Origin of the sequence: Natrinema sp. H-ect4, assembly GCF_041894845.1 — an archaeon.
Taxonomy (GTDB): Archaea; Halobacteriota; Halobacteria; order Halobacteriales; family Natrialbaceae; genus Natrinema.
In genome coordinates this window covers 1-24413 of the sequence record NZ_JBHDYC010000028.1, presented here as the reverse complement: position 1 = coordinate 24413, position 24413 = coordinate 1, and the positions used below count along the sequence as shown (strand labels likewise).

Annotated in this window: 26 protein-coding genes; 8 read left to right on the top strand and 18 right to left on the bottom strand. The window is 63.9% G+C overall.

Annotated features, from left to right (window positions below):
* Positions 1-32: 32 nt before the first annotated feature.
* The 3 genes from ACEWFR_RS22100 to ACEWFR_RS22090 all read left to right on the top strand — a co-directional run bounded on the left by ACEWFR_RS22100 (position 33) and on the right by ACEWFR_RS22090 (position 2264).
* Positions 33-254, top strand: a complete 222-nt coding sequence (locus tag ACEWFR_RS22100) for a hypothetical protein (RefSeq protein ID WP_098724899.1) — start codon at positions 33-35, stop codon at positions 252-254.
* A gap of 28 nt (positions 255-282) precedes the next feature.
* The gene (locus ACEWFR_RS22095; protein ID WP_374063079.1) at positions 283-603 is read left to right on the top strand and encodes a hypothetical protein; all 321 of its coding nucleotides are present in this window, start codon (positions 283-285) and stop codon (positions 601-603) included.
* Between the two features lie 215 nt (positions 604-818).
* Complete coding sequence (locus ACEWFR_RS22090; protein ID WP_374063078.1) at positions 819-2264, top strand: dihydrolipoyl dehydrogenase; 1446 nt, start codon at positions 819-821, stop codon at positions 2262-2264.
* A gap of 92 nt (positions 2265-2356) precedes the next feature.
* Here ACEWFR_RS22090 and ACEWFR_RS22085 read toward each other — a convergent pair whose 3' ends face one another.
* Both ACEWFR_RS22085 and ACEWFR_RS22080 read right to left on the bottom strand, forming a co-directional pair.
* Positions 2357-3076, bottom strand: coding sequence for a ferritin-like domain-containing protein (locus ACEWFR_RS22085; protein ID WP_374063077.1), 720 nt, complete (start codon positions 3074-3076; stop codon positions 2357-2359).
* Between the two features lie 299 nt (positions 3077-3375).
* Positions 3376-4188, bottom strand: coding sequence for a sulfurtransferase (locus ACEWFR_RS22080; RefSeq protein ID WP_374063076.1), 813 nt, complete (start codon positions 4186-4188; stop codon positions 3376-3378).
* Positions 4189-4467: 279 nt separating this feature from the next.
* Between ACEWFR_RS22080 and ACEWFR_RS22075 the strand changes: the two genes are divergently transcribed.
* Positions 4468-5325 (top strand): sulfurtransferase, encoded by an 858-nt coding sequence (locus tag ACEWFR_RS22075; RefSeq protein WP_374063075.1) that lies wholly within the window; start codon positions 4468-4470, stop codon positions 5323-5325.
* A 102-nt stretch (positions 5326-5427) separates the two neighbouring features.
* On the opposite strand, the gene ACEWFR_RS22070 is transcribed toward ACEWFR_RS22075, so the two are convergent.
* Positions 5428-6648, bottom strand: coding sequence for a polysaccharide deacetylase family protein (locus tag ACEWFR_RS22070; RefSeq protein WP_374063074.1), 1221 nt, complete (start codon positions 6646-6648; stop codon positions 5428-5430).
* 249 nt (positions 6649-6897) lie between these two features.
* On the opposite strand from ACEWFR_RS22070, the gene ACEWFR_RS22065 reads away from it, so the two are divergent.
* Positions 6898-7533, top strand: a complete 636-nt coding sequence (locus ACEWFR_RS22065) for a rubrerythrin family protein (RefSeq protein WP_374063073.1) — start codon at positions 6898-6900, stop codon at positions 7531-7533.
* Between the two features lie 559 nt (positions 7534-8092).
* Here ACEWFR_RS22065 and ACEWFR_RS22060 read toward each other — a convergent pair.
* The 3 genes from ACEWFR_RS22060 to thiE all read right to left on the bottom strand — a co-directional run bounded on the left by ACEWFR_RS22060 (position 8093) and on the right by thiE (position 9979).
* On the bottom strand, positions 8093-8365 hold the full coding sequence (locus ACEWFR_RS22060; RefSeq protein WP_374063072.1) for a hypothetical protein: 273 nt from the start codon (positions 8363-8365) through the stop codon (positions 8093-8095).
* 121 nt (positions 8366-8486) lie between these two features.
* A complete protein-coding gene (gene thiM, locus ACEWFR_RS22055; protein WP_374063071.1) occupies positions 8487-9317 on the bottom strand; it encodes a hydroxyethylthiazole kinase in 831 nt (276 codons plus the stop codon).
* Positions 9314-9979 (bottom strand): thiamine phosphate synthase, encoded by a 666-nt coding sequence (thiE, locus tag ACEWFR_RS22050; protein WP_374063070.1) that lies wholly within the window; start codon positions 9977-9979, stop codon positions 9314-9316. The genes thiM and thiE overlap by 4 nt, the downstream gene beginning before the upstream one ends.
* Positions 9980-10106: 127 nt before the next feature.
* Here thiE and ACEWFR_RS22045 point away from each other — a divergent pair, with 127 nt between their 5' ends.
* Positions 10107-10796: a haloacid dehalogenase type II gene (locus ACEWFR_RS22045; protein ID WP_374063069.1), complete on the top strand. Its 690-nt coding sequence runs from the start codon at positions 10107-10109 to the stop codon at positions 10794-10796.
* A gap of 33 nt (positions 10797-10829) precedes the next feature.
* Here the strand turns inward: ACEWFR_RS22045 and ACEWFR_RS22040 are convergent, their stop codons facing one another.
* Positions 10830-11435: an N-acetyltransferase family protein gene (locus ACEWFR_RS22040; protein ID WP_374063099.1), complete on the bottom strand. Its 606-nt coding sequence runs from the start codon at positions 11433-11435 to the stop codon at positions 10830-10832.
* 599 nt (positions 11436-12034) lie between these two features.
* Between ACEWFR_RS22040 and ACEWFR_RS22035 the strand changes: the two genes are divergently transcribed.
* The gene (locus ACEWFR_RS22035; RefSeq protein WP_374063068.1) at positions 12035-12994 is read left to right on the top strand and encodes an AEC family transporter; all 960 of its coding nucleotides are present in this window, start codon (positions 12035-12037) and stop codon (positions 12992-12994) included.
* Positions 12995-13384: 390 nt separating this feature from the next.
* On the opposite strand, the gene ACEWFR_RS22030 is transcribed toward ACEWFR_RS22035, so the two are convergent.
* From ACEWFR_RS22030 to rpl18a, 7 genes are all read right to left on the bottom strand, one after another.
* Positions 13385-15115: a Coenzyme F420 hydrogenase/dehydrogenase, beta subunit C-terminal domain gene (locus ACEWFR_RS22030; protein WP_374063098.1), complete on the bottom strand. Its 1731-nt coding sequence runs from the start codon at positions 15113-15115 to the stop codon at positions 13385-13387.
* Entirely contained in the window at positions 15105-16790 is a 1686-nt protein-coding gene (locus ACEWFR_RS22025; RefSeq protein WP_374063067.1) for a nitrite/sulfite reductase, read from the bottom strand. Before ACEWFR_RS22025 ends, ACEWFR_RS22030 begins: the two co-directional genes overlap by 11 nt.
* Positions 16791-17121: 331 nt before the next feature.
* Complete coding sequence (locus tag ACEWFR_RS22020) at positions 17122-17757, bottom strand: hypothetical protein (protein WP_374063066.1); 636 nt, start codon at positions 17755-17757, stop codon at positions 17122-17124.
* Positions 17758-17858: 101 nt separating this feature from the next.
* Positions 17859-19109 carry an RNA-guided endonuclease InsQ/TnpB family protein gene (locus ACEWFR_RS22015; RefSeq protein WP_374063065.1) on the bottom strand — a complete coding sequence of 417 codons (1251 nt, stop codon included), beginning with the start codon at positions 19107-19109 and terminating at the stop codon, positions 17859-17861.
* 178 nt (positions 19110-19287) lie between these two features.
* Positions 19288-20973: a signal recognition particle-docking protein FtsY gene (ftsY, locus tag ACEWFR_RS22010; RefSeq protein WP_374063064.1), complete on the bottom strand. Its 1686-nt coding sequence runs from the start codon at positions 20971-20973 to the stop codon at positions 19288-19290.
* Positions 20974-20998: 25 nt separating this feature from the next.
* Entirely contained in the window at positions 20999-21451 is a 453-nt protein-coding gene (gene pfdA / locus ACEWFR_RS22005) for a prefoldin subunit alpha (RefSeq protein ID WP_374063063.1), read from the bottom strand.
* Positions 21448-21624, bottom strand: coding sequence for a 50S ribosomal protein L18Ae (gene rpl18a, locus ACEWFR_RS22000; protein ID WP_180839771.1), 177 nt, complete (start codon positions 21622-21624; stop codon positions 21448-21450). Before rpl18a ends, pfdA begins: the two co-directional genes overlap by 4 nt.
* A 151-nt stretch (positions 21625-21775) precedes the next feature.
* Here rpl18a and ACEWFR_RS21995 point away from each other — a divergent pair, with 151 nt between their 5' ends.
* Positions 21776-22087, top strand: coding sequence for an ASCH domain-containing protein (locus ACEWFR_RS21995; protein WP_374063062.1), 312 nt, complete (start codon positions 21776-21778; stop codon positions 22085-22087).
* A gap of 22 nt (positions 22088-22109) precedes the next feature.
* On the opposite strand, the gene ACEWFR_RS21990 is transcribed toward ACEWFR_RS21995, so the two are convergent.
* The 4 genes from ACEWFR_RS21990 to thpR all read right to left on the bottom strand — a co-directional run bounded on the left by ACEWFR_RS21990 (position 22110) and on the right by thpR (position 24121).
* Positions 22110-22775, bottom strand: a complete 666-nt coding sequence (locus ACEWFR_RS21990; protein WP_374063061.1) for a translation initiation factor IF-6 — start codon at positions 22773-22775, stop codon at positions 22110-22112.
* Positions 22776-22777: 2 nt separating this feature from the next.
* A complete protein-coding gene (locus ACEWFR_RS21985) occupies positions 22778-23056 on the bottom strand; it encodes a 50S ribosomal protein L31e (protein WP_098724919.1) in 279 nt (92 codons plus the stop codon).
* Positions 23057-23058: 2 nt separating this feature from the next.
* Complete coding sequence (locus ACEWFR_RS21980) at positions 23059-23211, bottom strand: 50S ribosomal protein L39e (RefSeq protein ID WP_006184874.1); 153 nt, start codon at positions 23209-23211, stop codon at positions 23059-23061.
* A 352-nt stretch (positions 23212-23563) separates the two neighbouring features.
* Positions 23564-24121, bottom strand: a complete 558-nt coding sequence (thpR, locus tag ACEWFR_RS21975) for an RNA 2',3'-cyclic phosphodiesterase (RefSeq protein WP_374063060.1) — start codon at positions 24119-24121, stop codon at positions 23564-23566.
* Between the last annotated feature and the right edge of the window lie 292 nt (positions 24122-24413).

Sequence of the window (24413 nt, the reverse complement as noted above, 5' to 3'; positions counted from 1 at the left end):
AGTATTTCAGCCGACCGCGACAACTCCCACGTATGAGTTCCGACGCAGACGTGGATCCCTCGGAGTACGAGGCCCTCGCCGATGCGGACGTGACCATGCGGCAAAACGAGCACGGCCTCCACATCGCCGACGACGAGGAGACCGGGGTCTCGAGCCAGGGACAGACGCCCGAGGAGGCCCTCGCGAATCTCGCGGCGGCGGTCGAGGGGTATACGGACGCGACGGACGACGATCCGGGCGACGACTGGCTCTGAGACGACCCGCGTGCGATGACGCCCCGAGATGGCCGAGAGAGTCGGTATCAGTACACGTTTTTTCGAGATCGAGATCCGACCGGGCTGCGACCGCGCGCCGATCAATCCGGACGGGCGTGGCGTGATCCCCGTCGCGGTCCGACAGACCGACGAGTTCGATCCGACGAGCGAGTCGGTTCGGTACCGGTTCGGTGCGCCCGACGTCGTCGGTGACGGCGGCGGTGCCCGACCGATCAACGACGGTCACGGTATCGACGCGAATCGAGATGGCCGATCGACCCTCCTTCTGTTCTTCCGAGCCGACGAGACCGGGTTCGACGGCGACGAATCGACGGGCCGACTCGAGTGAGAGCGCGACGACGAGGGGAATCACGGGCTCGCCGGGACGGCGGCGGTTAGAGTCGCCACTGAAAGTCATTGAACACCCGATCGAATGGCTGCGTTGCGATCAGTGTGTGAATCGTTTCAGTGGCGACTATACGAACGTCGGCCGGCGCGGCGGGGACTGACCGGGTTCGCATAGCAGGCTCCCGTTTTACGCGCCCGTTCGTGGTTGCAAACGGTATGGATGCGTACGACATCGTCGTCCTCGGCGGCGGATCGGGGAGTCAGGTCGCGACCGCGGCGGCCGACCAGGGACTCGAGGCGGCCGTCGTCGAACCCGGGCCGCTGGGCGGGGCCTGCATCACGCGGGGCTGTGTCCCCTCGAAGGCGCTCATCCACCGAGCGGACCTCGTATCGGACGTGCGCGAAGCTGAGAAGTTCGGCGTCCCTGCCCGGTTGCATGGGATCGACTACGGCGAGATCACGGCCTCGATCCGCGAGACGGTCTACGAGAAGGCGAGCAATCAGGAGTCGAGCCTGCAGGACACCGAGAACATCGCGCTCTACCGCGGCGAGGGGCGCTTCGTCGACGATCGAACGATTGAGATCGAACTGAACGGCAAGGGAAACGAAACGGCGGAGATCAGCGGCGACACCGTCGTCATCGCCGTGGGGGGCCGACCGATGGTCCCGCCGATCGACGGCCTCGAGGACGTCGACTACCGCACGAGCGACGACGCGCTCTTCCTCGAGGACCGACCCGACGAACTCGTGATCGTCGGCGGCGGCTACATCGGGGCCGAACTCGGCTACTTCTTCGGCGCGCTGGGAGCGGACGTCTCGATCGTCGGCCGGAGCGACCAGTTGGTCCCGCGGGAGGACGACGACGTGAGCGGGGTCGTGACCGAGTCGCTCGAGACCTACTGCGACGTGTACACCGGCTACGAAGCCGGGTCGGTCGCCGAAACCGACGGCCGCGTCACCGTGACGGCCAAGCCCGCGGGCGAGGACGAGAGCGGCGACGACACCGTCGAACTCACCGCCGACGACCTCCTGCTCGCGACCGGGCGGCGACCCAACACCGACACGCTCGACCTCGAGACCACGGGTGTCAAAACGGACGAGACGGGCTACGTCGAAACGGACGATCGGCTGGAGACCGCCGTGGACGGGGTCTGGGCGCTCGGCGATGTCCTCGGCGAACAGCCGTTCAAACACGCGGCCGACGACGAGTCGAAAGTCGTCGCGGCGAACGTGCTCGACGATGCCGGGAAGACGATCGACTCCGAGGCGATGCCCCACGCGATCTTTACCAGCCCGCGGGTCGCAAGCGTCGGGCAAACGGAGGGCGAACTCGAGGACGCAGGTCGAGAGTACGAGGCCGTAACCGTCCCCTACGGGGCCGCGCCGATGGGGATGATCCTCGAGGCCGACGACGGCTTCGTCAAAGCCATCGCCGGGCCCGACGGCGACATTCTGGGCTGTCACATCGTTGGACCACAGGCCCCGACGCTACTCCACGAGGTCGTCGTCGCGATGGACGGTGGCGGCACGGTTGACGACGTTGCGGGACCGGTCCACGTCCACCCCGCGCTGAACGAGGTCGTCTACGCGGCGTTCGAGGAGCTATCGGACGCGAAGTACTCGACGGCACCTGATTGGCGAGACGTGAGCGGGCGGGACTAGGGTATTCGCTGGCGATCAGTACGGACGGTGAATCGAGCGATTTCGAACCCGCGGAAAAAATACCGTGCGGGGGAGTGACCACGTACCGCTCCCTATTCCACGATGAACCCGCTTGCCAGCTCCAGGACCTCCGATTTGGAGCGCGGCTCGTCGAACGCCGTCGGGAACCCGATTTCGCCGTTCAGTTCTCGCAGGAACGAGGCGTGTCGCGCCTCGACGCTGTGAATGCTGAGCGCCGGCGCGACGAGTTCGAACGTCTCGATATACGGCGCCGCACCGGCGTACGCCGAGACGCCGACGTCCTCGAGGGTGGCGGCGGTGGCGATGAACTCCGCCGGATCCTGGACGGCCGTCCCGAAGTCGAACTCCGGTGACTGGACCGGTTCGCCGCCCACCGCTTCAACCGTCTCTGTGAGGACTTCCACGTGCCGTATCTCGTGATCCCGAACGACGCGGAGTCGGTTGAGGATCCGGTTGAGGACCCGGTCCCCGATCGGCCCCCACTCCGCGAAGTGCTGTTCGAGAGCTGATTCGTCGATGTTCCGGATCCCGCGGGTGTAGAACGTCGCCTCGAGGTATTCGAGGGTGAGCGCGTAGTTGAGGATGTCGACGTCGTTCTCGAATTCGTTCGGAACCGCTTCGGGCGGTTGAGCCGCCGGTTCTTCCTGCGCCGATTCGTCAGCGGATTCGTCGTGATGGTCCCCACCGGTCGCCGCAGCACTGCCGACGGCCCCCGTCGACAGGGCGCCAGCGATGCCGCCGAGGACGGGTCGTCGACCGATGTCAAACCGATCTGAATTGTCGTTAGTCATGCTTGGGGAGTACCCGGGCGGAACGAGTGAGACCGGCCAGTAAGTACCGAATCATCGTTCCTGCGTCTAACGTACAGTTCCGCCGACTATCACCGCCATCGGAACAGAGAACGCCGACGGCAATTCACGCGTACGTGAACCCTGTCGGTTCGGGATCGGTGAGAGTCACGCGATCGAGGAAGAGACAGAAACTGATACCGAGTCGCTCGCGAAGCGTCATACGGTCTGCTGTAACGATGTACCGGTGCGACCGCGAGACGGCCTGCGGTCGCACCGGAACTGACTGACAGCAGTCCGTATCAGTTGTCGTCGGCCGTGGAAATGGGACCCGTCTCCACCTCGCCGTCGTTGGCGAGCCACTCCGTCAGACTCCCCTCGTAGAAGGCGACGTTCTCGTAGCCAAGCGCTTTCAGGACGACGTAGGTGTGGCTGATCCGGCGGGCTGTGTTGCAGTAGAGGACGATCTCCCGATCGGGGGTGATCCCGTGCTCGGTGAGCAGGTCCTCGAGTTCGCCCTCGGGTTTCAACCGCCGCGTTTCGTCGTCGACCACCTCGCGCCAGTCGAAGCGCACCGCGCCGGGTAACCGGGCCTCCTCGAACTCATCTTGCTCGCGCGTGTCGACGAAGACGGCATCGCGCTCGAGGGCGTCCGCGACGGCGTCGTAGCCCACCAGCGGGCTCTCCTCGGATGTGAGCGGATCGGTCTCGTACTCGGTCGCCTCGATTTCGGGCGTCTCGCTCGTGGTCTCGTACTCCCGGTTCCAGGCGCTGTAATCGCCGTCGAGCAGGCGGACGTCGTCGTGGCCGTACTCGAGGGCGGTGAGCACGAACCGGGCGGCGAAGACGCCGTGGGTGTCGTCGTAGGCGACGATCGTGTCGTCGGAGTCGATCCCTGCCTCTCCGAGCAGGTCGGCGAATGCCTCGGCACCGGGCAAGGTACCGCGGTCGACATCGCTCTCGTCGCGGTAGCTGTCGAAGGGAACGTTCACTGCGCCGGGCAGGTGACCGATCCCGTCGTACTCCCAGGCGTCCCTGACGTCGACGATTCGCACGGTCGGGTCGTCTACACGCGCTGCGAGCCAGTCGGGGGAGACGACGACGGATTCGTCCATTAGGCGACCGATACGAACCGCAGATCCGAGTACGCACCGGTTTCGCGACGATCCCGGCTACCGGGACAGTGGCAACACTTGCTTGTTTTTGGTGGAGTTCCTGCCCTGTCCCGCCCGCTTGCTCCAGCAAACACCGCGAATCCGACGAATACAGCCGCTGTACGAACGGTGCTGTGGAGTATCGATCCCAGTGGCGGCAATTGTTTCCGACAGAGTCGACTGGTGTCCGAATTGACCGGTTAAGTAGTCCCTTTGTGTGTCCCCGTCCATAGAACGAGTATGGCAAACGACTACGCCAAAGACGTACTCGTCACGGCTGATTGGGTCGAGGAGCGCCTCGACGACTTCCAGGACGACGGCTCCGGCCTTCGACTGGTCGAGGTCGACGTCGACACGGAAGCATACGACGACGCACACGCACCCGGCGCGATCGGGTTCAACTGGGAGACGCAACTCCAGGATCAGACCCAGCGAGACATCCTCGACAAGGAGGACTTCGAGGACCTCCTCGGGAGCCACGGCATCAGCGAGGACGACACGGTCGTCCTCTACGGTGACAACTCCAACTGGTTCGCCGCGTACACCTACTGGCAGTTCAAGTACTACGGCCACGACGAGGTCTACCTGCTCGACGGCGGCCGCGAGTACTGGCTCGAGAACGACTACCCGACCACGGACGAGGAGCCCGACTTCTCGGGCACCGAGTACGACGCCGCCGGCCCGCGCGAGAGCATCCGCGCGTACCGAGAGGACGTCGAGAACGCGATCGAGCGCGGCGTTCCCCTCGTCGACGTTCGCTCGCCCGAAGAGTACTCCGGCGAAATCCTCGCGCCCCCAGGACTCCAGGAGACCGCCCAGCGCGGCGGCCACATCCCCGGCGCAAAGAACATCTCGTGGGCCGCCGTAACCAACGACGACGGCACCTTCAAGGATCCCGAGGCGCTCGAGGAGCTCTACGCCGACGAGGGCATCGACGGCGACGAGACGACCGTCGCCTACTGCCGCATCGGCGAGCGGTCCTCCGTCGCCTGGTTCGCCCTGCACGAACTGCTCGGCTACGAGGATACCGTCAACTACGACGGGTCCTGGACCGAGTGGGGCAATCTCGTCAACGCGCCGATTGAAAAGGGCAACTGAGCAGCGAGAAGGCGGACAACTAGCGGTTCCGCCGCATCCATTTCTGTCGCACTCGTAAAAATAGCGTCAGCCACGCTGACGGACGAACACTCGCCTGAGCGTCTACTCCTCGTAGATGTGGTTCGACGCGATGTCGTCCGGCCCGACGACCTCGAGGTCACCAGCCGACTCGAGGTCGCTGAGATGGGAGAGCGTCTCCTCGAGCGCCATCCCCGTCGCGCCGGAGAGGTCGGCGTAGCTGAGCGTGGTGATCGTCCGGAACTGCGCCGTCCGGTCGAGTAACTGCTTTGCCTCGTCGGCGGACGGACCGACCGTCCGCGGAGCGGTCGCCGGGTTCAACAGGTCTGCGTGACCGCCGTAGCCGCCGACGAAGCCGACGTCGTGGTGCTCCTCGACGAGGGACATCGTCGTCTCGTCGTAGCGATTGAGCGGGTAGGCGAAGTAGCCGGCACCGTCTTCGAACCCGTTGCTCTCGAGCCACTCGATCGCGCCCTGGATGCGGTCTCGCTGTGTCGATTCGGACCGGCCGGCGAGACTGCCACTGGACGTCCCCTGACTGGCGATCGTCCATCCCTCGCTCTGGAGAGTCTCGAGTTGGCCCTGACTGACGTAGCCGGAGCCGTCGACGTAGTCGGTGGGGACGAACGCGGTCGCAGGGAAGTCGTAGTCCGACAGCGCCGAGCGAGCCCGGGTCGCGGTGGATGCGCGGCCGCCGTCGAACTGGAGGAGGACTTTGCCGGTGTCCGGGCGAGAGACGAAGTGGAGGTCGTCACACCACAGCGTCACCGACTCGCCGTTGCCCGCCAGCGCCGAAATCTTGATGTGGGCGATCGAACTCAGATCCGGGTCGCCGTCGGTCCCGATGACCCCGAGATCGTAGCGGGCGAACGGGAGTCCCGGCGGGACGTCACACTGGAGGAGGAGCCGGTTGCCGTCCGTATCGGAGAGCTGGACGATCGGGTCGACATCCTGCTCGGTCGCGAACGCCATCGCAGGGAATTCGTCGGAGAGGTCCCGCGGCTGGTCGAATCGTCGTTTGATCATCACTCGTTGCTCTGCCTCCGTCGCCTCCATGCGGCCGGACTGCTCGCCGACGTATGCGCGTTCGGCGTCGAGTTCGAGTGAGCCTTCCATCACCGTCCACATCGAGAGGTCGTCGAACTGATCGAACGACCCGGGATCCTCGTCGACCGGCTCCGGCGAGTCGGAATCGCCGTTACCGTCGTCATCGTCCGGTTCGTCCGACGTGTCGGAATCGGTCAGGGCGGAACAGCCACCGAGCGTCGCTGCGGCGGCCGTCACGAGATACGCTCGTCGTTTCATTCCGATCGAGGAAATTCCAAACACGGTAATTGTTATGCCGCCGTTGGCGTTCGGTCCGCGACGGGTAACCGGTGCCTATCGACGGACGAGGCGGGACGGACAACACGGGGACGGGCAAGGCGGGACGGGGCAAGGCGGGGTCGAGGGCGAGCCAACGGGAGCCGTCACAGCGGCCAGCGCGGACGCCCGCGGCTCCGTCCGCGGGTCGCTGACGACAGACATAACTCGAGCCCGGTCGAAGCACTCCGCATGACCGATCCGGACGCGTTCGTCGAGACCGTCAGCGAGGACAACCAGACCGCACTCTCGCGACTCGGCTCCTCGAAGTCGCTGTACGCCAACACCGGCGGGGAGATCGACACCGAACCCGTCCTCGAGGCGACCGCCGACGCCGAGTACGCCGCCTGGCAGACGTTCCGCGAGTGGGCCGACGACGAGGCCGACGACGAGGCTCGCGCGGCGTTCGAGACCACGGCCGAGGAGGAGCAAAATCACTACGAGACCGTCGACGGCAAACTCGACGACGACGAGTACGAACCGAACGAGATCCCCCAGCTCCACGAATATCTCCGAGATCGCGAGGACACCGTAGAACGGGTCGGCGCACTCGTCGGCCGCATTCTCGCGAGCCAGCGCTCGAAGGACCAGGTCGTCGGCTACTTCGTCGGCGACGCCGATCCCCAGACTGCCAGCCTGTTCCGCGGTTTCGGCGAGGACCTGGACGACCAACTCGAGCGCGTGAAAACGCTGCTCGAGACGGTCTGTGACGGCGACGAGGACCGGGACCGCGCCCAGGAGGCCGCGAGCGGCGCGATTCAGGCCGCCTACGACGAATATGTCGAGACGCTCGAGGGGATGGGCGCGAATCCCAAACCCGTCTGTTGACGGCAGCGAATCGGACGGGTTCTTGGTGACGGCTATTTCGTGCTCAATTCAGGGGACAGACGTCTCACTGTGGATCGATCACCCGGCATGCGGTGGCGCGCGCTGTTGACCGGCCGAGTGATACGAGGCCGGTCGACGATCTCGTGCGAGGTCTTCGCGAGAAGTACGAGCGAAGTCGTTCGAGACGGCGAAGCCGTCTCGTGATGCGAAAAATCTCCGATTTTTCAGCAGCTTGTCAGAGCGTGCTCTGACAGCGGATGAGCGAACGAACGGGGAGACACGACCCGTGAGAGAGCGAATCGGTTGGGGAGGGCGTGGCGATTCCGTGTTGCCACGCTATAGTAGCCACTGAAAGTCATTGCACGCCTGATCGACCGACAGCTGTCCGATCAGTGTGTGAATCGTTTCAGTGGCTACTATAGCAGAACGGTTTTCCACGACAACTCCGTCGGAATCAGCTGTTACATAAACAACGCACACCGAACGAACCGATTCCAGAAATCGCTCGGCGAGAATCGGTACGACAGATCCGTCGAGCCGCCGAAACCCGCAAAAACCCTTAGACGCCCTCGAGGTCCGACCGGAACTCGGAGATCGACGCGAGCGCGTCCTCGAGGTTCGACGCGACGTCGCCGCCCTCATCGTCGGCTATCTCGTTCAGAATGTGTTCGTGGCGCGCGAGTTGGCCGTGATCCGGGCCGTGATCGGCCGTCGCGTAGTCCTCGAATTTCGCCGCCTGCGTCTGGAGTCGGTCCCGCACCTCGTCGTCAGACGTCGCATCGGCCGCCTGTTCGATCGATTCGGCCGTGCGTTGGAGTTCGTCTCGAGCCATACGCTCCTATTCACCAGCAGGTACTAAAACGGTTTCAATACGGTCTGGCTATCGGAACGGTGACCGGCACAATTCAGCCGGGTCAGCGCACCTGCTCGAAGCGCACCTGCTCAAGTGTGAGTCAGCGTACCTGCTCGAGTCGGTCCTCGAGGGAGAGACTGGCGACGGTATCACCCGTCACGCCGGCGACGGCGTCGCGGAAGTTCGTCCGGTAGCTGCCCGGGCCCGCATACCCCATGTCGGCCGCGCGCTCGCCGGCCAGCCCGAACGCGAGCGTTCCGTGGACGGCAGCTTCGCGGGCGTCCTCGAGCGCGCCACAGAAGGTCGCGACGGTCACGCCGAGCATACAGCCGGTGCCGACGACCTCGCCGAGCATCTCGTGGCCGGCGGTGAGCCGGACTGCGCCGTCGGCGTCCGCGACGACGTCGTCGACACCGGAGGCGACAACGGTGGCACCGGTCGACTCAGCGAGCGAGCGGGCCGTCCGCTCGATCGTCTCGTAGTCGCCGACGGATTCGACGCCTTTGACCTCGGCCTCGACGCCCGCGAGCGCGCTGATCTCACCGTAATTGCCCTTGATCACGGTGAAGTCGATCACCGAGAGCAGGCTCTCGGCGACCGCCTCCCTCGAGGGCGTCGAGCCGACGCCGACGGGATCGAGGACGACCGGAATGCCCCGTTCGTTCGCCTTCTTCCCGGCTTCGTGCATCGCCTCGACGCGGCCGTCGGGCACCTGACCGGTGTTGATCAGGACCGCACGCGCAAGGTCGGCCATCTCGCCGGCGTCGCCGAACGAGTCAGCCATCACCGGGAGCCCGCCCCAGTGGAGGGTCACGTTCGCGACGTCGTTGATCGTCACCGTATTGGTCAGCGACTGGACGAGCGGTTCCGTTTCTCGAACCGTCCGAACCGATTCCGCGAGGTCGCCGGCGTCGATGTCGGTTACGCTCATTCCCCTTGTCCTCCGGTATCGATCGCCTTCGGCGTTTCGACGGCGGCAGTCAGCGACTCGGTCGCGGCCGCCGGATCCGGAGCCGCCGTAATCGCACTAATCACGGCCACGCCGGCCGCGCCCGCCTCGACGACCGGCCGAGCGTTGTCGGCCGTGATGCCGCCGATGCCGACGATCGGGATCGAGACCGCGTCGGCGATCGCGGCGATTCGCTCCGGACCGACTCCGTCCTTGTCCGCGTCGATGTCCTTCGAGGAAGTCCCGTAAACGGCCCCGACGCCGAGGTAGTCCGCCCCATCGGCGTCCGCCTCCCGCGCCTCCGCGACCGTCGACGCCGAACAACCGACGATCGCATCCGAACCGAGCAGGTCGCGAGCGACCCCGACCGAAAGGTCCGATTGGCCGACGTGGACGCCATCGGCGTCGATCGCTCGCGCGATGTCGACCCGGTCATTGACGAGCAGGTCGACGCCCGCCTCGGCCGTGAGTTCGCGCAGTTCGAGCCCCAGTTCGTACCGCGAGCGAGCGCTTGTTTCTTTCTCGCGCAACTGGACAGCGTCGACGCCGCCGTCGACGGCCGCGCGAACGATATCGAGCGTCGTCCGGTCGTCCGACAGCGACGCCTGCGTGACGAAGTAGGTCCGCCAGTTCGAGAGATTCATGGAGGGTAGTAGTCGGTGTTCGCACTAAGCGGCTTCGGTCAGGTAGCCGTCTCGAACCGTCGTTCGACCGATTCGGTGGCGGAACGAACGGCCCACGTTCTTAGCGCTCCGCGACGTAGGAGTCGCCATGGCGTTCGATTCCGACCGCGTGAGGACTGTCACGTTCGACTCCTACAGCACGCTCGTCGACGTCGATGCGACCGCGGCTGCCCTCGCGAAGCACGCGGAGATCGACGATCCAACCCCCATTTCGCAGGCCTGGCGGGAGCGTTCGATGCAGTATACGCTCGTCGCGACCCACCTCGAGGCCTACGAGACGTTCTACGAGATTAACCGCGACGCGCTGGCCTACGCCCTCGCGGCCCACGGGATCGACCTCTCCGCCGACGAACGCGAGGAAATCCTCGAGGTCTACCACGAACTCGAGGTCTTCGACGACGTCCGGGAGAGCGTCGAGCGATTACACGGGGCCGGCTACGACACGTACGTCCTCTCGAACGGAAATCCGGAAATGCTCGAGTCGATGGTCGACCACGCTGGAATCGGGGACCTCCTCGTCGATACCATCAGCGCGGACGAACTCGAGACGTTCAAACCCGACCCGGATCTCTACCGCCACGCCGCGGGCCGGACGGGGACGCCGATCGACGAACTCGTCCACGTCTCGGCGCTCTGGTTCGACGTGCAGGGCGCGATCAACGCTGGGATGCAAGGGGCCTGGCTCGATCGAAAGGGGAACCCCTGGGAGCCCTTCGGCGCGGAGCCGGATCTGGTCACCGAGGGACTCGGGGAGTTGGCGGACCGACTGGGCTGTTGAGTCGTCAGGACGGCTGAGTCGGGCTGGCTGGAATCAGGACAGTTCAAGCGCGTCCTCGCCCGACCGCACGAGTGACTCCCAGTCGTCATCCTCGCGAACCGCCGGGAACGGGCGCGGTCGCTCGGGCGTGGCAGATTTCTCGGCGAGCGGCCGCCGCCACCAGGCCACGTCCTGCCACTCGCCCTGCGTGTAGCCGATTCCCGGAAAGTCGACCAGCCGTTCGAACCCCAGCCGCTCGTGGAACCGCTCGGTTTCGGGGTTTGGAACCGTCGTCACCGCGTAGGCGTCGCGGATTCCCTGTCGCTCGAGGACGGCGAACAGCGACTCGTAGAGCGCGCGGCCGACGCCTGATCCGCGGGCCGAATCGGCGACGTACACCGAGAGTTCTACTGTCCACTGGTAGGCACGACGTTTCCGGAGTCGGCTCGCGTAGGCGTAGCCGACGACCGCACCGTCGACCTCGCAGACGAGCCAGGGATGCGTCTCGAGGGTGGACTCGATTCGATCGGTTATCTCGGCCGTTGACGGAACGGTCTCTTCGAAGGTAACCGCCGTCGACTCGCAGAAGGGCGCGTAGATATCGCGGACGGCGGCCGCATCCGCCGGGGTCGCAACGCGAATCAGCGCGTCGGATGCCATGGTCGAGGTTGCCGCGTCCCCGAAATAAGTCCGCTGAAGCGACTCGAGTGCGCCGTTGTGTTCGGACTCCATACCAGCGCCGCCGTTTGACCGTCGGTCGTGATTCTCGGACGAGGCACTGACAGAACGAACGCCAGTTCGGAGTCAGTCGACAGCTGAACGACAGCAGCGCCGAGTGCCGTCGCTATCGAATTCGAATACGTAGAGAAGACGACTTCCCGTCATAGCTCTACCTTGTGACTAGAGGTACTTAAAGTCAGAGTTGAACTCGGATCGGAGTCGAACCGACCGATCACGAGACGCACACCGTTGTGACTGTCGAATAGTGGTACCCGAGAAGTGCGTTCTCCCGTCGTATCTTCATCTTGTGACCAGAAGTACTTAAACAACGAGCGGCAGCCGGTGGCCGAGCCAACATCCTCGAGGCGCGGGACCACCATCGTTGCCGATCATTTGTAGAGCGTACGCGGTCACCGTAGTGGAATCGCAACTCCCATATCAGGCGCAGGGAGTATCTGGCTGCGAATGCAACACGCGACTGTTGCCCGGCCGCTGGATCCCTCGAGTCGCCAGCCCACTGCGAGGTCGAGCGCCGACTGATGGCCGATCTCCTCGGTATCTTCGGCTCCGCGATCGGCCCGATCGTCGCTATCGCGGCCGTCGGCTACGTGCTGGCCACGGTCAAAGAGATCGATCCGGAGCCGCTGAACACGGCCGTCGTCTACGTGTTAGCGCCCGCGCTGGTCTTTCACAGCCTCGCCGTCACCGAACTCGAGGCGGCGACGCTGCTGCGAGTCACGGTCGGGATCGGTCTCTTCACCGCGACGATGTGGGGGATCGCCGAGGTCGCCGGTCGCGCTATCGGTGAGGAAGAGCCGGCGTTGAGCGCGCTCGTGCTCGTTGCGATTTTCTGTAACTCGGGGAACCTCGGCATCCCCGTCTCCGACTTCGCGTTCGGCGAGGTCGGCCGCCAGACGGCCGTCCTCTTCCTCTCGGTCCAGTCCGTGCTGATGTACACCGTCGGCGTCTACGTCGCCTCCCGGAGCAGCGGCTCCGCCGGCCTCGAGGGCGTTCGCCGCGTGTTCTACATCCCGCTGGCCTACGCCGTTATCGCGGCACTGCTCGCGCGAGCGCTGGATATCGTCCCGCCCGCCGACACGGCAGCGATGGAAACGCTTCAGCTCGTCGGCGACGCGTCGATCCCGCTGATGTTACTCATCCTCGGTATCCAACTCGCGCGGGCCGACACCGCATCGGCCGTCTCTCGAGCCTGGCCCGCAACGGCCCTCAAAATGGGCGTCGCACCCGTCGTCGGGCTTGGTATCGCGCTTCTGATCGGCTTCGAGAACCCGACCGTCGCTCGCGTGTTCGTGCTCGAGACTGCGATGCCGGCCGCCGTGACGCCGCTGATCCTCGTCATCGAGTTCGCCGGCAGCGCCCGCTCGGAGGGTGTACTCGTCACCGAATACGTCTCGACGTGTGTGTTCTTGACGACCCTACTGGCGATCCCGGTGCTGACCGTGCTAATCGCGATACTGCAGTCCGGTGTGATACTCTGAGGGTCCCAATCAGCCTCGTCGCTGGCGCTGGCTCGAAGGGCTACTATAGGCTCGTACCACATCTGGATTGTATTTTAAGAAATAGGAGGGATGGAGACACTTGCGGGGTCGCCGTACACCGACGATGCACCGCAACGGGGACACGTTACATCTGGGAGCTCATTCACGCTATGCGACCTCGCAAGTGTGGCAATGTCTAGCACTATCTGGCATAAATAAGTTAGCCTGAAACGGTAGTGGACCGAAATCTCGAGAGCGATAGGAGCCACTGAACGTCACTGCATACCCGATCGCATGGCTGCTGTGCAATCGGTGTGTGAATCGTTTCAGTTGGTACAATAGTGTCGTCGAACGCAATAGCAGAGAACAGTAGCTGCGCGGCGATGTCGGTCAGTGACCCTGATCGTGAGGGTTCAGCGCCGTGCCGTAGTTCTCGGCGTGGTCGGTGTACTCGATGAACCGTGGGGCGTCGGGGTCGAAGGGACGCTCGAGGCTCTCGAAGGCCTTCTTCTTGTCCCAGCCCTGAAGTTTGCCGACCGCGGACTTGTCCTCGAGGTCGTGGTAGTCGAGGTTCGGCTCGGTCAGTTCCCACGCCTTCATCCCCTGCTCGGTTCGGACGATGACGCTCGAGTACTCGTCGCTCGAGCCGACGGAGCCGACGGTGATGTCCGAACAGAAGCCGGTAAAGTCGGCACACTCGTCGCAACCCTTGAGGGCGGCGTCGTGGAAGTTCTCGATGTCCTCCTCGACGATCATCTCGCCGTCGTGGTCGTAGACCATCATCTTGCCGTTGAGGACGTCCATCTTGCCGATCTCCGACGGCGAGATGCCGCGTTGCTCCTCTAGCTGCTCGCCCATGAGGCTGTGGTAGTTGAAGTTCTTGGTACACATCAGCGCGATCGTGTAGTCGACCGCGCGGATCCCCTCGTCCTGAGCCTGATAGTCCCACTCGAAGTCCTGCAGGGCGCGGATGCCCTCGATCTCACACGGTGTGCCGACGATCGCGATGCTGAGTTCGTCCCAGGACTTGTCGGGGAGCTTGTGCTCCCAGCGCTCGAGGTCGAGGTTGCCCAGCGCCATCGTCTGGTTGTAGACGGTGCCGGCGTTCGCGATGAGCTCCTCGGTCGTCGTCGCGAGGTAGCTCTCGGCCTTCCACTCTTGCTCGTCGCTCTCGGTCGCGACGAGCGCGCCGTCGATCTCGCCCTCCTCGAGCAGCGTCGCGAGGACGCCGGTAACGACGCCGCCGTCCTGGGCGTTGTCGGTCCAGTCGTCCTCGACCTTCGCGGAGAACTCCGTGATCGGATCGCCGGCGCCCTTGACATTGTCCTCGCCGCCGGTGATCTTCCACTGGCGCTCGTAGCGCAGGCCGCCGCGGGGACAGAAGTCCCAACACATCGAACAGCCGGTGCACATCTTGACCAGTTCCGGATGACCGTCGTCGCCGATGCCGATCGAGTCTGACGGGCAGGCGGCGACACAGGTCCCACACTGGATACAGCGACCCTCGTCGATGACCGCCTCGTCCAGTTCCATGAACCAGGTCTTCTCGTCCGGCGTCTCGATGTCGTTCATCCGCGAGCGGATCGAGTACTCCGGCGTCTCGAGGTCGACGCCATCGGGAATCCCGACACGCGTATCGGGTGAGCCGTTGTCGACGTCCTGGCTGACGTTCTCGGCGGGCTCGGTGAACTCGAGGTCGCCGAGTTCGCCCATCTCGTCGACGTTCGCCACGCCTGCGCCGTCGGTGGCGACGGGCTGCGTTTCCGGTTCGGGGTCGGTACCGGTCTTCTCGCCGCAGGTGCAGGTGTTCGGCGAGCAGCTATCGTCGCTGCTGGCGTCGCCGGCACCGCTGCCGCCGTCAGTGCGAATTGCCCCCTCTCGAGCGTGATCCTCTCGAGAGCGGGACGCACCACCGCTGGCTTCGGGAACCATCACGGCGTCGTCATCGTCGCTCGAATCGGGAACGCGGGGGAATCGGCGCTCGTCGTCGCGGCTCGCGTGTCGCTTCACGCTCGCGGTTTCATCGCTCGCATCGTCGGAGCCCTCGCTCCGCTCGGTCCCCGCAGCTCCCGCTCGCATCTCCGAGGACTCGCTTCGCTCGTCCTCGTCATTAATCCCCATGAGCAACACCTCGTGCAACCGGCGCGTCCGCCCCTTGCATGATCTGTCGGAGTCGCTCGTTGTCGACGCCGCGGCACCACTCATAGAACTTCTCGCCGTCGGCGCGATCCGCGGAGTAGGCCTCGAACAGCTGCTCGAGGGCCGGAATCACGGAATCGGCGGGCACGGCGCTCTGGACCCAATCGAGGAACTCGTTGTCGGCACCCAGCGAGCCGCCGAGGCCGAAGTCCATTCCCTCGACGATGTCGTCACCGTCCTCGTCCTCGAGTTTGACGGTCTCGCCGCGGAAGCCGATGTCGGCGATCTGGGGCTGGGCGCACGACGCGGAACAGCCGGACATATGCATCCGGATGGCCCCGATATCGTCGGGCACGTCGATGCGCTCGTCGAGCTCGCGGGCCCAGCGCTTGGTGCGCTTTTTGGTCTCGATGATGGCGTAGTTACAGAACTCGTTGCCCGTACAGCCGACCGCACCGCGGGAGAACGCGCCCGGATCGGGGCTGTACTCCTGTGCGAACGGCTCCGCGAGCAGGTCGTCGACGTTCTCGTCGGGAATGTGGGTGACGAGGAAGTTCTGGTCGGTCGCGAGGCGCACGGAGGCGTCCTCGGTCCCGTACTTCTCGGCGGCGCGGGCGGCCGCGGCGAACTCGTCGCCGCCCATCCGGCCGGCGATGACGTTGAAGCCGACGTAGTTGAGCCCGTCCTGCTTCTGGTCGTGGACGCCCACGTGGTCGCCCTGGTAGCCGACGGTCAGGTTCTCGCCGCCGGTGGGCAGGTCGATCGTACAGCGGTCACGGACCGCTTCCTCGAACTTCTCGGGGCCAAGCTGTTCGACGAGGTAACGCATGCGGCAGACACCGCGGTTGTTGCGGTCGCCGATCTCCTTGAACGTCTGGGCGACGGCGCGACAGAACTCGACGGCGTCTTCGGGTTTGATGAAGGCGTCGAGTTCCGAACCCATTCGCGGGCCGTCGGAGAGGCCGCCGCCGACGCGGGCGTGGAAGCCGTAGAGGTATTCGCCGTCGATCTCCTTTTTCGCGGGAACGAGGCCGACGTCGTTGATCTGGGACTGCGCACAGTCGTGAGCACAGCCGGTGATCGTGATCTTGAACTTCCGCGGGAGGTTGGCGTACTCGCGGTTCTCGGTGAAGAAATCGGAGACGGCCTCGATGACCGGCTGTGCGTTGAAACACTCGTGATCGTCGAGTCCGGCCGCGGGGCATCCAAGAACGTTCCGGGCGGAGTCACCGCAGCCCTGGACCGTCGTCAGGCCGACCTCGTCGTAGCGGTTCCACATCTCGGGGACGTCCTCGACGCGGATCCAGTGTTTCTGGATGTCCTGACGGGTCGTGATGTCGAGATAGGCGTCTCCCCAAAGTTCGTTCTGCTCTTCGCCGCCGTACTCCTCGGGGGCGACCGCGAGGTCCTCGGTGACCTCGCCGATCACTTCGGCCTGCTCGGGAGTGAGCTTCCCGCCCGGCACTTTCGTCCGGATCATGAAGTAGCCCTCCTGCTTCTGGGCGTACATCCCAGCCCACTTCAGGCGCTCCCACTCGCCGCCGCCGGCGCGCTCCTCGATCTCCTCGAAGGAAAGCTCCTCGTCGGCGTAGTCGTAGACGTCGTCGATAACGTCGAGCGGGTGTTTGTTCTGCTTGTATTGTTCTGTTGTATTCACGCGAACCACCGCCGCCGAGGGGTCTCGGCAGCTACTCGACCTTGCATACTATCGTGAAGGGCCATTGGGTAGCGGGTAATGACACCCCACCCCTATACACCCCCGTAACTCGGCGAATCATGACGTGGGTCGGCCACTCCAGTAAATATTGCCTCAACGTGCGGCGACGGACGATCGGACCAGTCGGAAACGGACGGCCAACAGTTCGATACGAACCGACTCGAGCCGAGACCAGCGACGGCCCGCCGATAATAGCGGCAATTATATCCGACAATCCGTGATCGCGGCGTCGGTCCGGTTCGATCACTCACCGACGAGATATCCCGTCCGCTTAATTCAAACAGGCCACGAGTTCTCCCTGCCGCCGCGGGTCGGGCTCGAGTGACAGATTCTCGGCGACGCCGTCGTATCGCGCCCGAAGAACGATGTTCTGGTCAATGTAGTACGTAACACGGATATCCCACTCGTCGCGCGGATCGGCGGCCGACAGGTGGGTTCCCAGGGTCAGGTCGTAGCGGAGCGCCACCATGACCGCGTCCGCGTTCGTGGACGATCCGATCGCAGCCGTTCGATGGGCACTGCGGCGAAGATCGAACGTCCGTGTCATGTTTCCGAACTGGGCGATAAACGCGTTCCGTCGGTACGCTCGCTCGAACTCGGTCACGTACTCGGCCGCGCCGTCCACCAGCAACGGCGGCGATCGGTCCGACGAATCGCTCGCCTCCTCGGACACGCTCCCCCACGGAAGTGACGGATACGGGCGAGGCGTGAGCGCGCCGTCATCCGTCGGCGTGTCCGGCTCGGGACGCGTTACTGACTGACAGTCGTACCAGTCGGCGGGGACGGTTCCCGACTCGAGCGGCGGTCTGTTTGTGGCGTTCGATACGTGCTCGAAACCGCCCGTCGCGACCGCCGCCGTGGTCACAACCGACGCGAGGAGCGCACGTCGAGACCGAGGGCGGTTCATACGCAAAGATCTCAGACGGTCAATAAGTGTCTTCTGAAGTGACATCCTCCTCGGCGTTTACACCGGGGCTTCCCGTACCGCAGGTTGGGATATTTGCAGGTCTACGAGACAACCTGTTCTCTCGTGTTAAACATCCCGCTCTCGCGGTCGAACAAGTGTACCGATGGCTGTGCCACACAGCCGTTACTCCTATCCTCACCGTGTGGACTCGGAGTTATCTCCTGACGCATATTCTCCGCTCCGTTACAATCGGCGTTCCCGACCAACTCACATGACGAACAGGCGTACAATCCACGCTCAACACGGTTTGACTTCGTGTCGTCACCGCACCCTGAACAGGTCCTTGAGGTGTCCCATTCGTTCTCCTTCAATACCTCGACACCGCGTTCTTCGCCTTTGTAATCGAGATACTGGTAGATGCGGTCAAACGCCCACGTATGCAACTTCTTGTTCCCGGTCTTGCCCCAATCGGATTCTCGAACCTTCTCAGGCCAACTCACCGCGAGCGTTCCGACGTTCTGCTTGACACACTCCCTGATAATCGTCTCTGCGAGGACGTGGTAGAAGTGCGTCTCCCGATTCCCGAGTTTCCGACGTGCCCATTCAGACTTCTCTGAGGGGCCGTTCTCACCTCCGGTGTCGTACTCGGCGCGGGTGAAGTAGTGTTTGTCTTGCTTCACTGCATTACCGGGGTACAGGATGTACTCGTCAGGGAACGCGACCGTGGCGATGTTCTTGATGCCAAGGTCAATTCCTGCAACTTCGTCTCCACCCGAATCTTCGGTTTCGGTTTTGACTTTGCAGACGAAGTGTAGTTCCCACTCATTGCCGGTCCAGACCGCACGAACATTCTGGACCTTCGAGACTTCTGAGAGGTCTACATCTGGACGAGTGTGGTACTCGCACAGCAGGAAGTCCGACCAGTTATCTTTGAGTTTCGAGCCTTTCGAGAGTCGGACTCGATTGTTGTTGGGGTCGTGCTTGAAGCCGTCTGGTTTGAACGTGACCGTGCTGCGTGGTCGGGTGTCGCCGTGTTTGCGGTAGCCGGGCGGATTCGCCTCGTCGTACTTGTGTCGCAGGTCGAACCAGGACTGGAAAGCGTCAGAAAGTTCTTCAATGACTTTTTGACTGGATTGCGCGTTCAAGTCTTTCCAGCACGACTGGTTCTTCATGTACGTTTTCAAGAGGCCTTCATTAGGAATCTCGCCGGTTTCGTCCCAGATTCGGTCGGCTGTCCAACGGGCGACGTTCCAGATTTTCGAGGCGGATTTTCCGAGCGAATCCAGACCACTCTGCACCTGCTGGTGGTTCTGGATGGAACCAACGTAGGTTCGAATGACCTGAATTGCCATACATATCCTATATCGAACCAGTTATTTAATGGTGCGGATTGGTGTGGAATATCCAGCCCGAGAATCGGCGGTAGTTGGTGTGGCGAATGTCAGATTCACTCCCGCCGTAAACGACCGGATTCTCTCCTTGAAGAAAGATAGCAACAAACTGGGGAACCGATGACCACTGGCCGGCAACCTATTCGCCGTCCTCAAGCAGCCGATCGACCATCTCGTCGGGATCGAACCGTTCCAAATCGTCGTACCCCTGTCCGACACCGAGGAACAGGATCGGCTTCCCGGTGACGTGCGCGACCGAAATGGCCGCGCCGCCGTTGGAGTCGGCGTCGGCTTTCGTCAGAATCGCGCCGTCGATTTCTGCCGCGTCGTTGAACTCACGGGCCCGGTTAACCGCGTCCTGCCCGGCGACGGCCTCGTCGACGAACAGGGTCATATCGGGATCGACGACGCGACCGATCTTCTCGAGTTGATCCATCAGGCCCTCGTCGGTGTGGAGTCGGCCCGCAGTGTCGCCCAGCACGACGTCGACGTCGTTAGCCTCGGCGTACTCGACGGCGTCGTACAACACTGCGGCGGGATCGCCGCCCTGTTCGTGGCTAATGCACTTCGTGCCCAGGGCGTCGGCGTGTTCCTGAATCTGCTCGTTCGCTCCCGCACGATAGGTGTCGCCGTTCGCCATCACTGACGAGTAGCCGCGTTCCTCGAAGTAGCGGCTCAGCTTGGCGATCGAGGTCGTCTTTCCGACACCGTTGACGCCGGTGAAGATGATGGTGACCGGCTTGTCCGCAGCAGCGATCCGCTCGTCGAAGTCGAACTGTCCGACGCTGATCACGTCGTAGATCGCATTGTGCAGCGCCTCCTCGACGACTGCGCCCGTCGAGGTCGTGAAGGTCCGGGTCTCGCCGACTAGTTCGTCGCGGATGTTGTCGAGGATTTCCTCGGCGACGCCCATCTCGACATCGCTCGAGAGCAGCGCCATCTCGAGTTCGTAGAGCGGGCCCTCGAGGTCCTCTTCCTCGATGACGAACTTCCCCTTGACAAGGGACTTGGCCTTCGTGCCGAATCCGGTCGAGTTGCCGCCGTCATCGGCGTCCTCGGTCTCGTCAACGGCCGATTCCTCGTCAGCGGCCGTCACATCGGCCGAGTCCTCCTCGACGGCCGGCTCCCCGACGGACGCCGCCGTCTCGGTCGGCTCCCCGACGGACGCCGCCGTCTCGGTCGGCTCCTCGTCCGGCGTCGCCCCAGCGGCCTGCTCCGCCTCAGGGGTCGCCTCGTCCGCTTCGTCGTCGTCAGACGACCCCGTAAAGAGGGATCTCGCTCTGGCACCGAGACCAGTCCGTCCGCCGTCGTCGGCATCTCCGTCCCCGTTAGCGTCTTCCTCCTCGTTCCCGTCGACTTCTTCGTCCCCGTCGACGGCCGATTCCTCGTCGGAAGTCACCGTCTCGGCCGGCTCCGCATCGGGAACCGCCTCGTCCGCGACCGAATCGGACTCGTCGGACTCGAGGAAATCGGGCTCGGGTTCGGTCGCCGGCTCCTGTCCCGCGGACTCGGCCGCGTCAGCAGTGGCGGATTCGGTCGTCGCGTCCGGCTCCGATTCTGCGTCCGGGTCCGGCTCCACGTCAGCCGTCGCCGTGGCTGCCGGCTCAGACGTCTCGACGTCCGTCGGTTCGGGAGTAGTATCGGTGGCTTCCACGTCCGTCGAGGCCGCCGCTTCCGCGTCCGGGCCGACGGCCGCGAGTTCTTCGCCTTCCTCGAGCGTCTCGTCCTCGAGTTCGTCGTCGTCGACCTCCTCGACGTTCTCCTCGGCGGCTTCTTCGGCGTCTTCGCGGAAGCTCCCGAGCTTGTCCTTCAGGTTATCGAACATGGGTAATGAAAGTCCCTACGGCGCGTTACTCGTCGGGCTGGCCCTGACCCTGACCCATCCCCTGCATCTGCTGTTGCATCGCCTGCTGCTGGAGCTGCTGGGCCTGCTGCTCGAGTTCCTCGCTCTCGGTCTCGAGTTCGGCGAGTTGCTCGTTAAGCTCCTCGATCTGGTCGTCGAGGTGGTCTTTCTTGTTATCGAGGGCGTCGACGGCGTCGCCTTCCTCGAACTCCGCGGCGTAGTCGGCACCGAGTTCGACGATCACTTCGTCGATGTTCTCGATCGTCGTTCGAAGATACGCGCCGCCCCCGAGGGGCATCTGTACGGTCGAGTCGGTCTCGAGCGTCTCGATAGCTTCGATGGCCTCGTCGACCTCGGTCTTCTCCTGCTGGACGGCCTCAATGTTCGCCTGCAGGCCCTCGATCTGTTCGTCGATCTCCTGAAGCTCCTGGGACAGCTGCTGGAGTTGCTGCTGACTCATTGTTCGGACACCTCGTCAAGTTCGATTTCGCTCCGCTTGAGTCCGTGTTGACTCCCGAACTGGGAGAGGGTGTGTTCGCGGGCGACGTTCTCGTTCTGGGCGTCGATGGTCGTCTCGAACTCCGCGAAGCCGTCGCGGCTCTTGAACCGACCACTGACCGTAAATTGACTCATACATCACCATCCGGCAGGGAGTCGGAAGAATCTTCCCTTCCAGTCCGGACCGCCGAACCCAGCAAAACGGGGCGAGAGACGGGATGCAGCCGCTGTTTGGCCGACGAGTGACGGGTTAACGGTTTTATCGAGCGGACTCCAATCGGAGTGCATGAGCGAACGCAATCCCGGCGACCTGTTACCCAGCGATCGAATGCAGCGTCAGGCCCTCGAGGGCGCGGTCACCCAGATCCACCGCGGCCACCAGTACGCCGAGGAAGGGGACACGTTCACGATCGACGGAACGACCTTCGACGTGATTACGGTCCGCGAACGCACGCTTGGCGATCTGACCGACGAAGACGCCCAGGCAGAAGGAATGGAAGACCTCGAGGCGTACGAACGCCTGCTCGAGCGCGCCCACGAGACCTTCGAGTGGGACGATGACAGCGAGGTCGTGTTACATCGGTTCGAACGACGGTGAAAACGGAAGGAAAGCGAGACCGTCAGTCGAGATAGCCCAGCGCGTCTTCGATCCGGCCCAGTTCGGGACCGGTCGTGTCCTCGCCAATGACGTAGCCGGCATCGTTGGCGATCAGACCGGAGCCGACCAGCGGCGCACCGTAGTTGATCGTCCCGACGTCGGCGCGAACGTCTAAGGCATCCTCGAGCGCGTCGAGTTCTTCGTCGGTCGCCTTCGGGTGACAGAGCACGCCGGTGTTGTTCGCCACCGCGGCCGTGCCGACGGTGCGAACGCCCGCGAGATCGCCGCGTTCGACGGGCACCTCGAGGGTGTCTGTGACGATTTGAACCGCCTCGCGGGGCAGGTCCGGATGGACGTAGGCCCCGGAGTCGTTCGCGAGGACGACGTTGCCGGCGGCGTTGATACTGCCCGGTAGCTCCGCGACGGGGAGGTCGATCTCCTCCTCGAGCGTCTCGCGTTCGTACTCGAGGACACGCGAACTGACGAGGAGACCGTTTTCGTTACCGGTTGCTAACGCACCGACCGTGGAGGAACCGCCGACGGTCGTCCGGACGGCGGGCACCTCGAGTTCGTCGGTCAGGTCGGCGACGACGTCGTCATCGACGTCCGGGCGAACGAGCACGCACGAGTCGGTCGCACGGGCGAAGACACCGACGTACGCCGACCCGGCGAAGGCGAGGCGTTGCAAGTTTAGTCGGCGACCTCGGCTTCGACGACGGCGTCACCCTCTTCGTCGAAGCGGGCTGCGCGGACGCGCAGCTTTCGCGGCGGGTTGGAGCGACCGTTCGACCAGATCGTCTCGTTGATCGAGGGGTCCAGTCGGATGGCGTCCTCGTCGACCGCAAAGTGTTTCGCGAGGTGTTCGCGGATGAGTCGCATCGCGTAGTCGGCGGCCTCGTGGTTGGCCCCCTTCTTGACATCGCGCAGCGGAACGGTGACGACGCGTTCCTCGAAATCAGTTGCACTCATCGTTATTCGTCGGTGTCGTTACGCCGCCAGTTGCGTCGCTTCGGGTTGCGCTGGACGTCCATGTCCGTCTTCATCATAACCCAGGCCGGCACGCGGCTGTTCTGGTTCTCGAGTTTGGCAAGTCGCTTCTTCTTGCCCTTCGATTTCTTACCCATAGTAGCTGGACGTAGCCCGCGGTGGCTTAAAATCTTGTCCATCTTGCAGGGATACCGCGGACAGCTACTCGCGAGACGATCGATCACCGCGAATCGCTCCCCGATCGCAACCGAACCCGCCGCGACGAACCCGCAACGAGAGGCGTGGGAGGTATCGAGCCGCCGCTCGAGAAGGCGCATTACGCCCTCGCACGTCGTCACGCTGCGTTCGGTCGTGTCGGTCCAGTTTTCGATACCGGCGTTGCCGTCGTGGCGATAGAACCGCCCCCGGTTTCAGCAGCCGGTGCCGTGGAAGCGGGTGCCGCCGCCGACCGGTCCAGACCGGCGTGGGCGGTCTCGATCGGGAACGGCGTCACTCGAGGGGGAACGATTCGACCGTCGAGTAGACCGGCCCCTCGTCCGTGAGAGTGCTCTCGGTCAGTCGAATCTCGTCGACTCGAGTCTCGCCGATGGTCGGATCGCGCTCCCGGACGAGGTCCTGTACCAGTTCCTTGCCGCCGGCGTGTTCCATCCGCGCGAGCGTGACGTGGGGCGTAAAGTCGTGATCCTCGGCGTCGAATCCCATCGCAGTCGTCCGGTGTTCGATGGCCTCGTGGAGTCGAGTGAGTTCGTCGCCGCCCTCCTTGACGCCGAGCCAGACGACGCTGATGTACTCGAGGCTCGGGAAAACCCCCAGTCCGCCGTAGCGGACGGTGACGGGGTCGATATCGGCGTCCGCGACTGCGGCGGAGAGCGCTCGCTCGAGGGCGGGTAACCGACCCTCCTCAACATCGCCGAGAAATTTCATCGTGATGTGGGCCTGCTCGGGGTCCGTGAATTTGAGTCCGCTGGCCTCGGTGAACTCGGCTTGCAGGTCGGCGACCGGTTCGGCGAGGTCGTCGGGCAGGTCGACGCTGACGAACAGTCGCATATGCAGGGCTTCGGCCGAGCGGATATTGAACGTGTGGCTTCGGTCGACAACGGGGTGGCACGCGGCCGGCAACGGGATCGTCACGTTCGGTGCGTAGAACGGACCGAACGGAGATTGCCGCTGTCGACCGAACGGTATCGGACCCTACCTAAAATAGCGAGAGAGTCCCGCCGTTTACGGCGTTGACGAGACGCGAAGCGTCTCGTTCGCACATCAGAACGCTTCGCGTTCTGAGGACGGGCGTGAATCGCGCCACTCGACTACGCAAACCACCGATTACTCCTTGGCCGGT

Excerpts from the sequence above, each read along its gene's own strand:
- ACEWFR_RS22060 (WP_374063072.1), bottom strand. The coding sequence starts at position 8,365 with ATGGCTCGAGACGAACTCCAACGCACGGCCGAATCGATCGAACAGGCG.
- ftsY (WP_374063064.1), bottom strand. The coding sequence starts at position 20,973 with ATGTTCGATAACCTGAAGGACAAGCTCGGGAGCTTCCGCGAAGACGCC.
- ACEWFR_RS22045 (WP_374063069.1), top strand. The coding sequence starts at position 10,107 with ATGGCGTTCGATTCCGACCGCGTGAGGACTGTCACGTTCGACTCCTAC.
- ACEWFR_RS22095 (WP_374063079.1), top strand. The coding sequence starts at position 283 with ATGGCCGAGAGAGTCGGTATCAGTACACGTTTTTTCGAGATCGAGATC.
- ACEWFR_RS22085 (WP_374063077.1), bottom strand. The coding sequence starts at position 3,076 with ATGACTAACGACAATTCAGATCGGTTTGACATCGGTCGACGACCCGTC.
- ACEWFR_RS22075 (WP_374063075.1), top strand. The coding sequence starts at position 4,468 with ATGGCAAACGACTACGCCAAAGACGTACTCGTCACGGCTGATTGGGTC.
- ACEWFR_RS21980 (WP_006184874.1), bottom strand. The coding sequence starts at position 23,211 with ATGGGTAAGAAATCGAAGGGCAAGAAGAAGCGACTTGCCAAACTCGAG.
- ACEWFR_RS22080 (WP_374063076.1), bottom strand. The coding sequence starts at position 4,188 with ATGGACGAATCCGTCGTCGTCTCCCCCGACTGGCTCGCAGCGCGTGTA.
- thiE (WP_374063070.1), bottom strand. The coding sequence starts at position 9,979 with ATGAATCTCTCGAACTGGCGGACCTACTTCGTCACGCAGGCGTCGCTG.
- ACEWFR_RS22030 (WP_374063098.1), bottom strand. The coding sequence starts at position 15,115 with ATGGGGATTAATGACGAGGACGAGCGAAGCGAGTCCTCGGAGATGCGA.
- ACEWFR_RS21985 (WP_098724919.1), bottom strand. The coding sequence starts at position 23,056 with ATGAGTGCAACTGATTTCGAGGAACGCGTCGTCACCGTTCCGCTGCGC.
- ACEWFR_RS22040 (WP_374063099.1), bottom strand. The coding sequence starts at position 11,435 with ATGGCATCCGACGCGCTGATTCGCGTTGCGACCCCGGCGGATGCGGCC.
- pfdA (WP_374063063.1), bottom strand. The coding sequence starts at position 21,451 with ATGAGTCAGCAGCAACTCCAGCAGCTGTCCCAGGAGCTTCAGGAGATC.
- ACEWFR_RS22065 (WP_374063073.1), top strand. The coding sequence starts at position 6,898 with ATGACCGATCCGGACGCGTTCGTCGAGACCGTCAGCGAGGACAACCAG.
- ACEWFR_RS22020 (WP_374063066.1), bottom strand. The coding sequence starts at position 17,757 with ATGAACCGCCCTCGGTCTCGACGTGCGCTCCTCGCGTCGGTTGTGACC.
- rpl18a (WP_180839771.1), bottom strand. The coding sequence starts at position 21,624 with ATGAGTCAATTTACGGTCAGTGGTCGGTTCAAGAGCCGCGACGGCTTC.
- ACEWFR_RS22100 (WP_098724899.1), top strand. The coding sequence starts at position 33 with ATGAGTTCCGACGCAGACGTGGATCCCTCGGAGTACGAGGCCCTCGCC.
- ACEWFR_RS22015 (WP_374063065.1), bottom strand. The coding sequence starts at position 19,109 with ATGGCAATTCAGGTCATTCGAACCTACGTTGGTTCCATCCAGAACCAC.
- ACEWFR_RS22090 (WP_374063078.1), top strand. The coding sequence starts at position 819 with ATGGATGCGTACGACATCGTCGTCCTCGGCGGCGGATCGGGGAGTCAG.
- ACEWFR_RS22035 (WP_374063068.1), top strand. The coding sequence starts at position 12,035 with ATGGCCGATCTCCTCGGTATCTTCGGCTCCGCGATCGGCCCGATCGTC.
- ACEWFR_RS22070 (WP_374063074.1), bottom strand. The coding sequence starts at position 6,648 with ATGAAACGACGAGCGTATCTCGTGACGGCCGCCGCAGCGACGCTCGGT.
- thiM (WP_374063071.1), bottom strand. The coding sequence starts at position 9,317 with ATGAGCGTAACCGACATCGACGCCGGCGACCTCGCGGAATCGGTTCGG.
- thpR (WP_374063060.1), bottom strand. The coding sequence starts at position 24,121 with ATGCGACTGTTCGTCAGCGTCGACCTGCCCGACGACCTCGCCGAACCG.
- ACEWFR_RS21995 (WP_374063062.1), top strand. The coding sequence starts at position 21,776 with ATGAGCGAACGCAATCCCGGCGACCTGTTACCCAGCGATCGAATGCAG.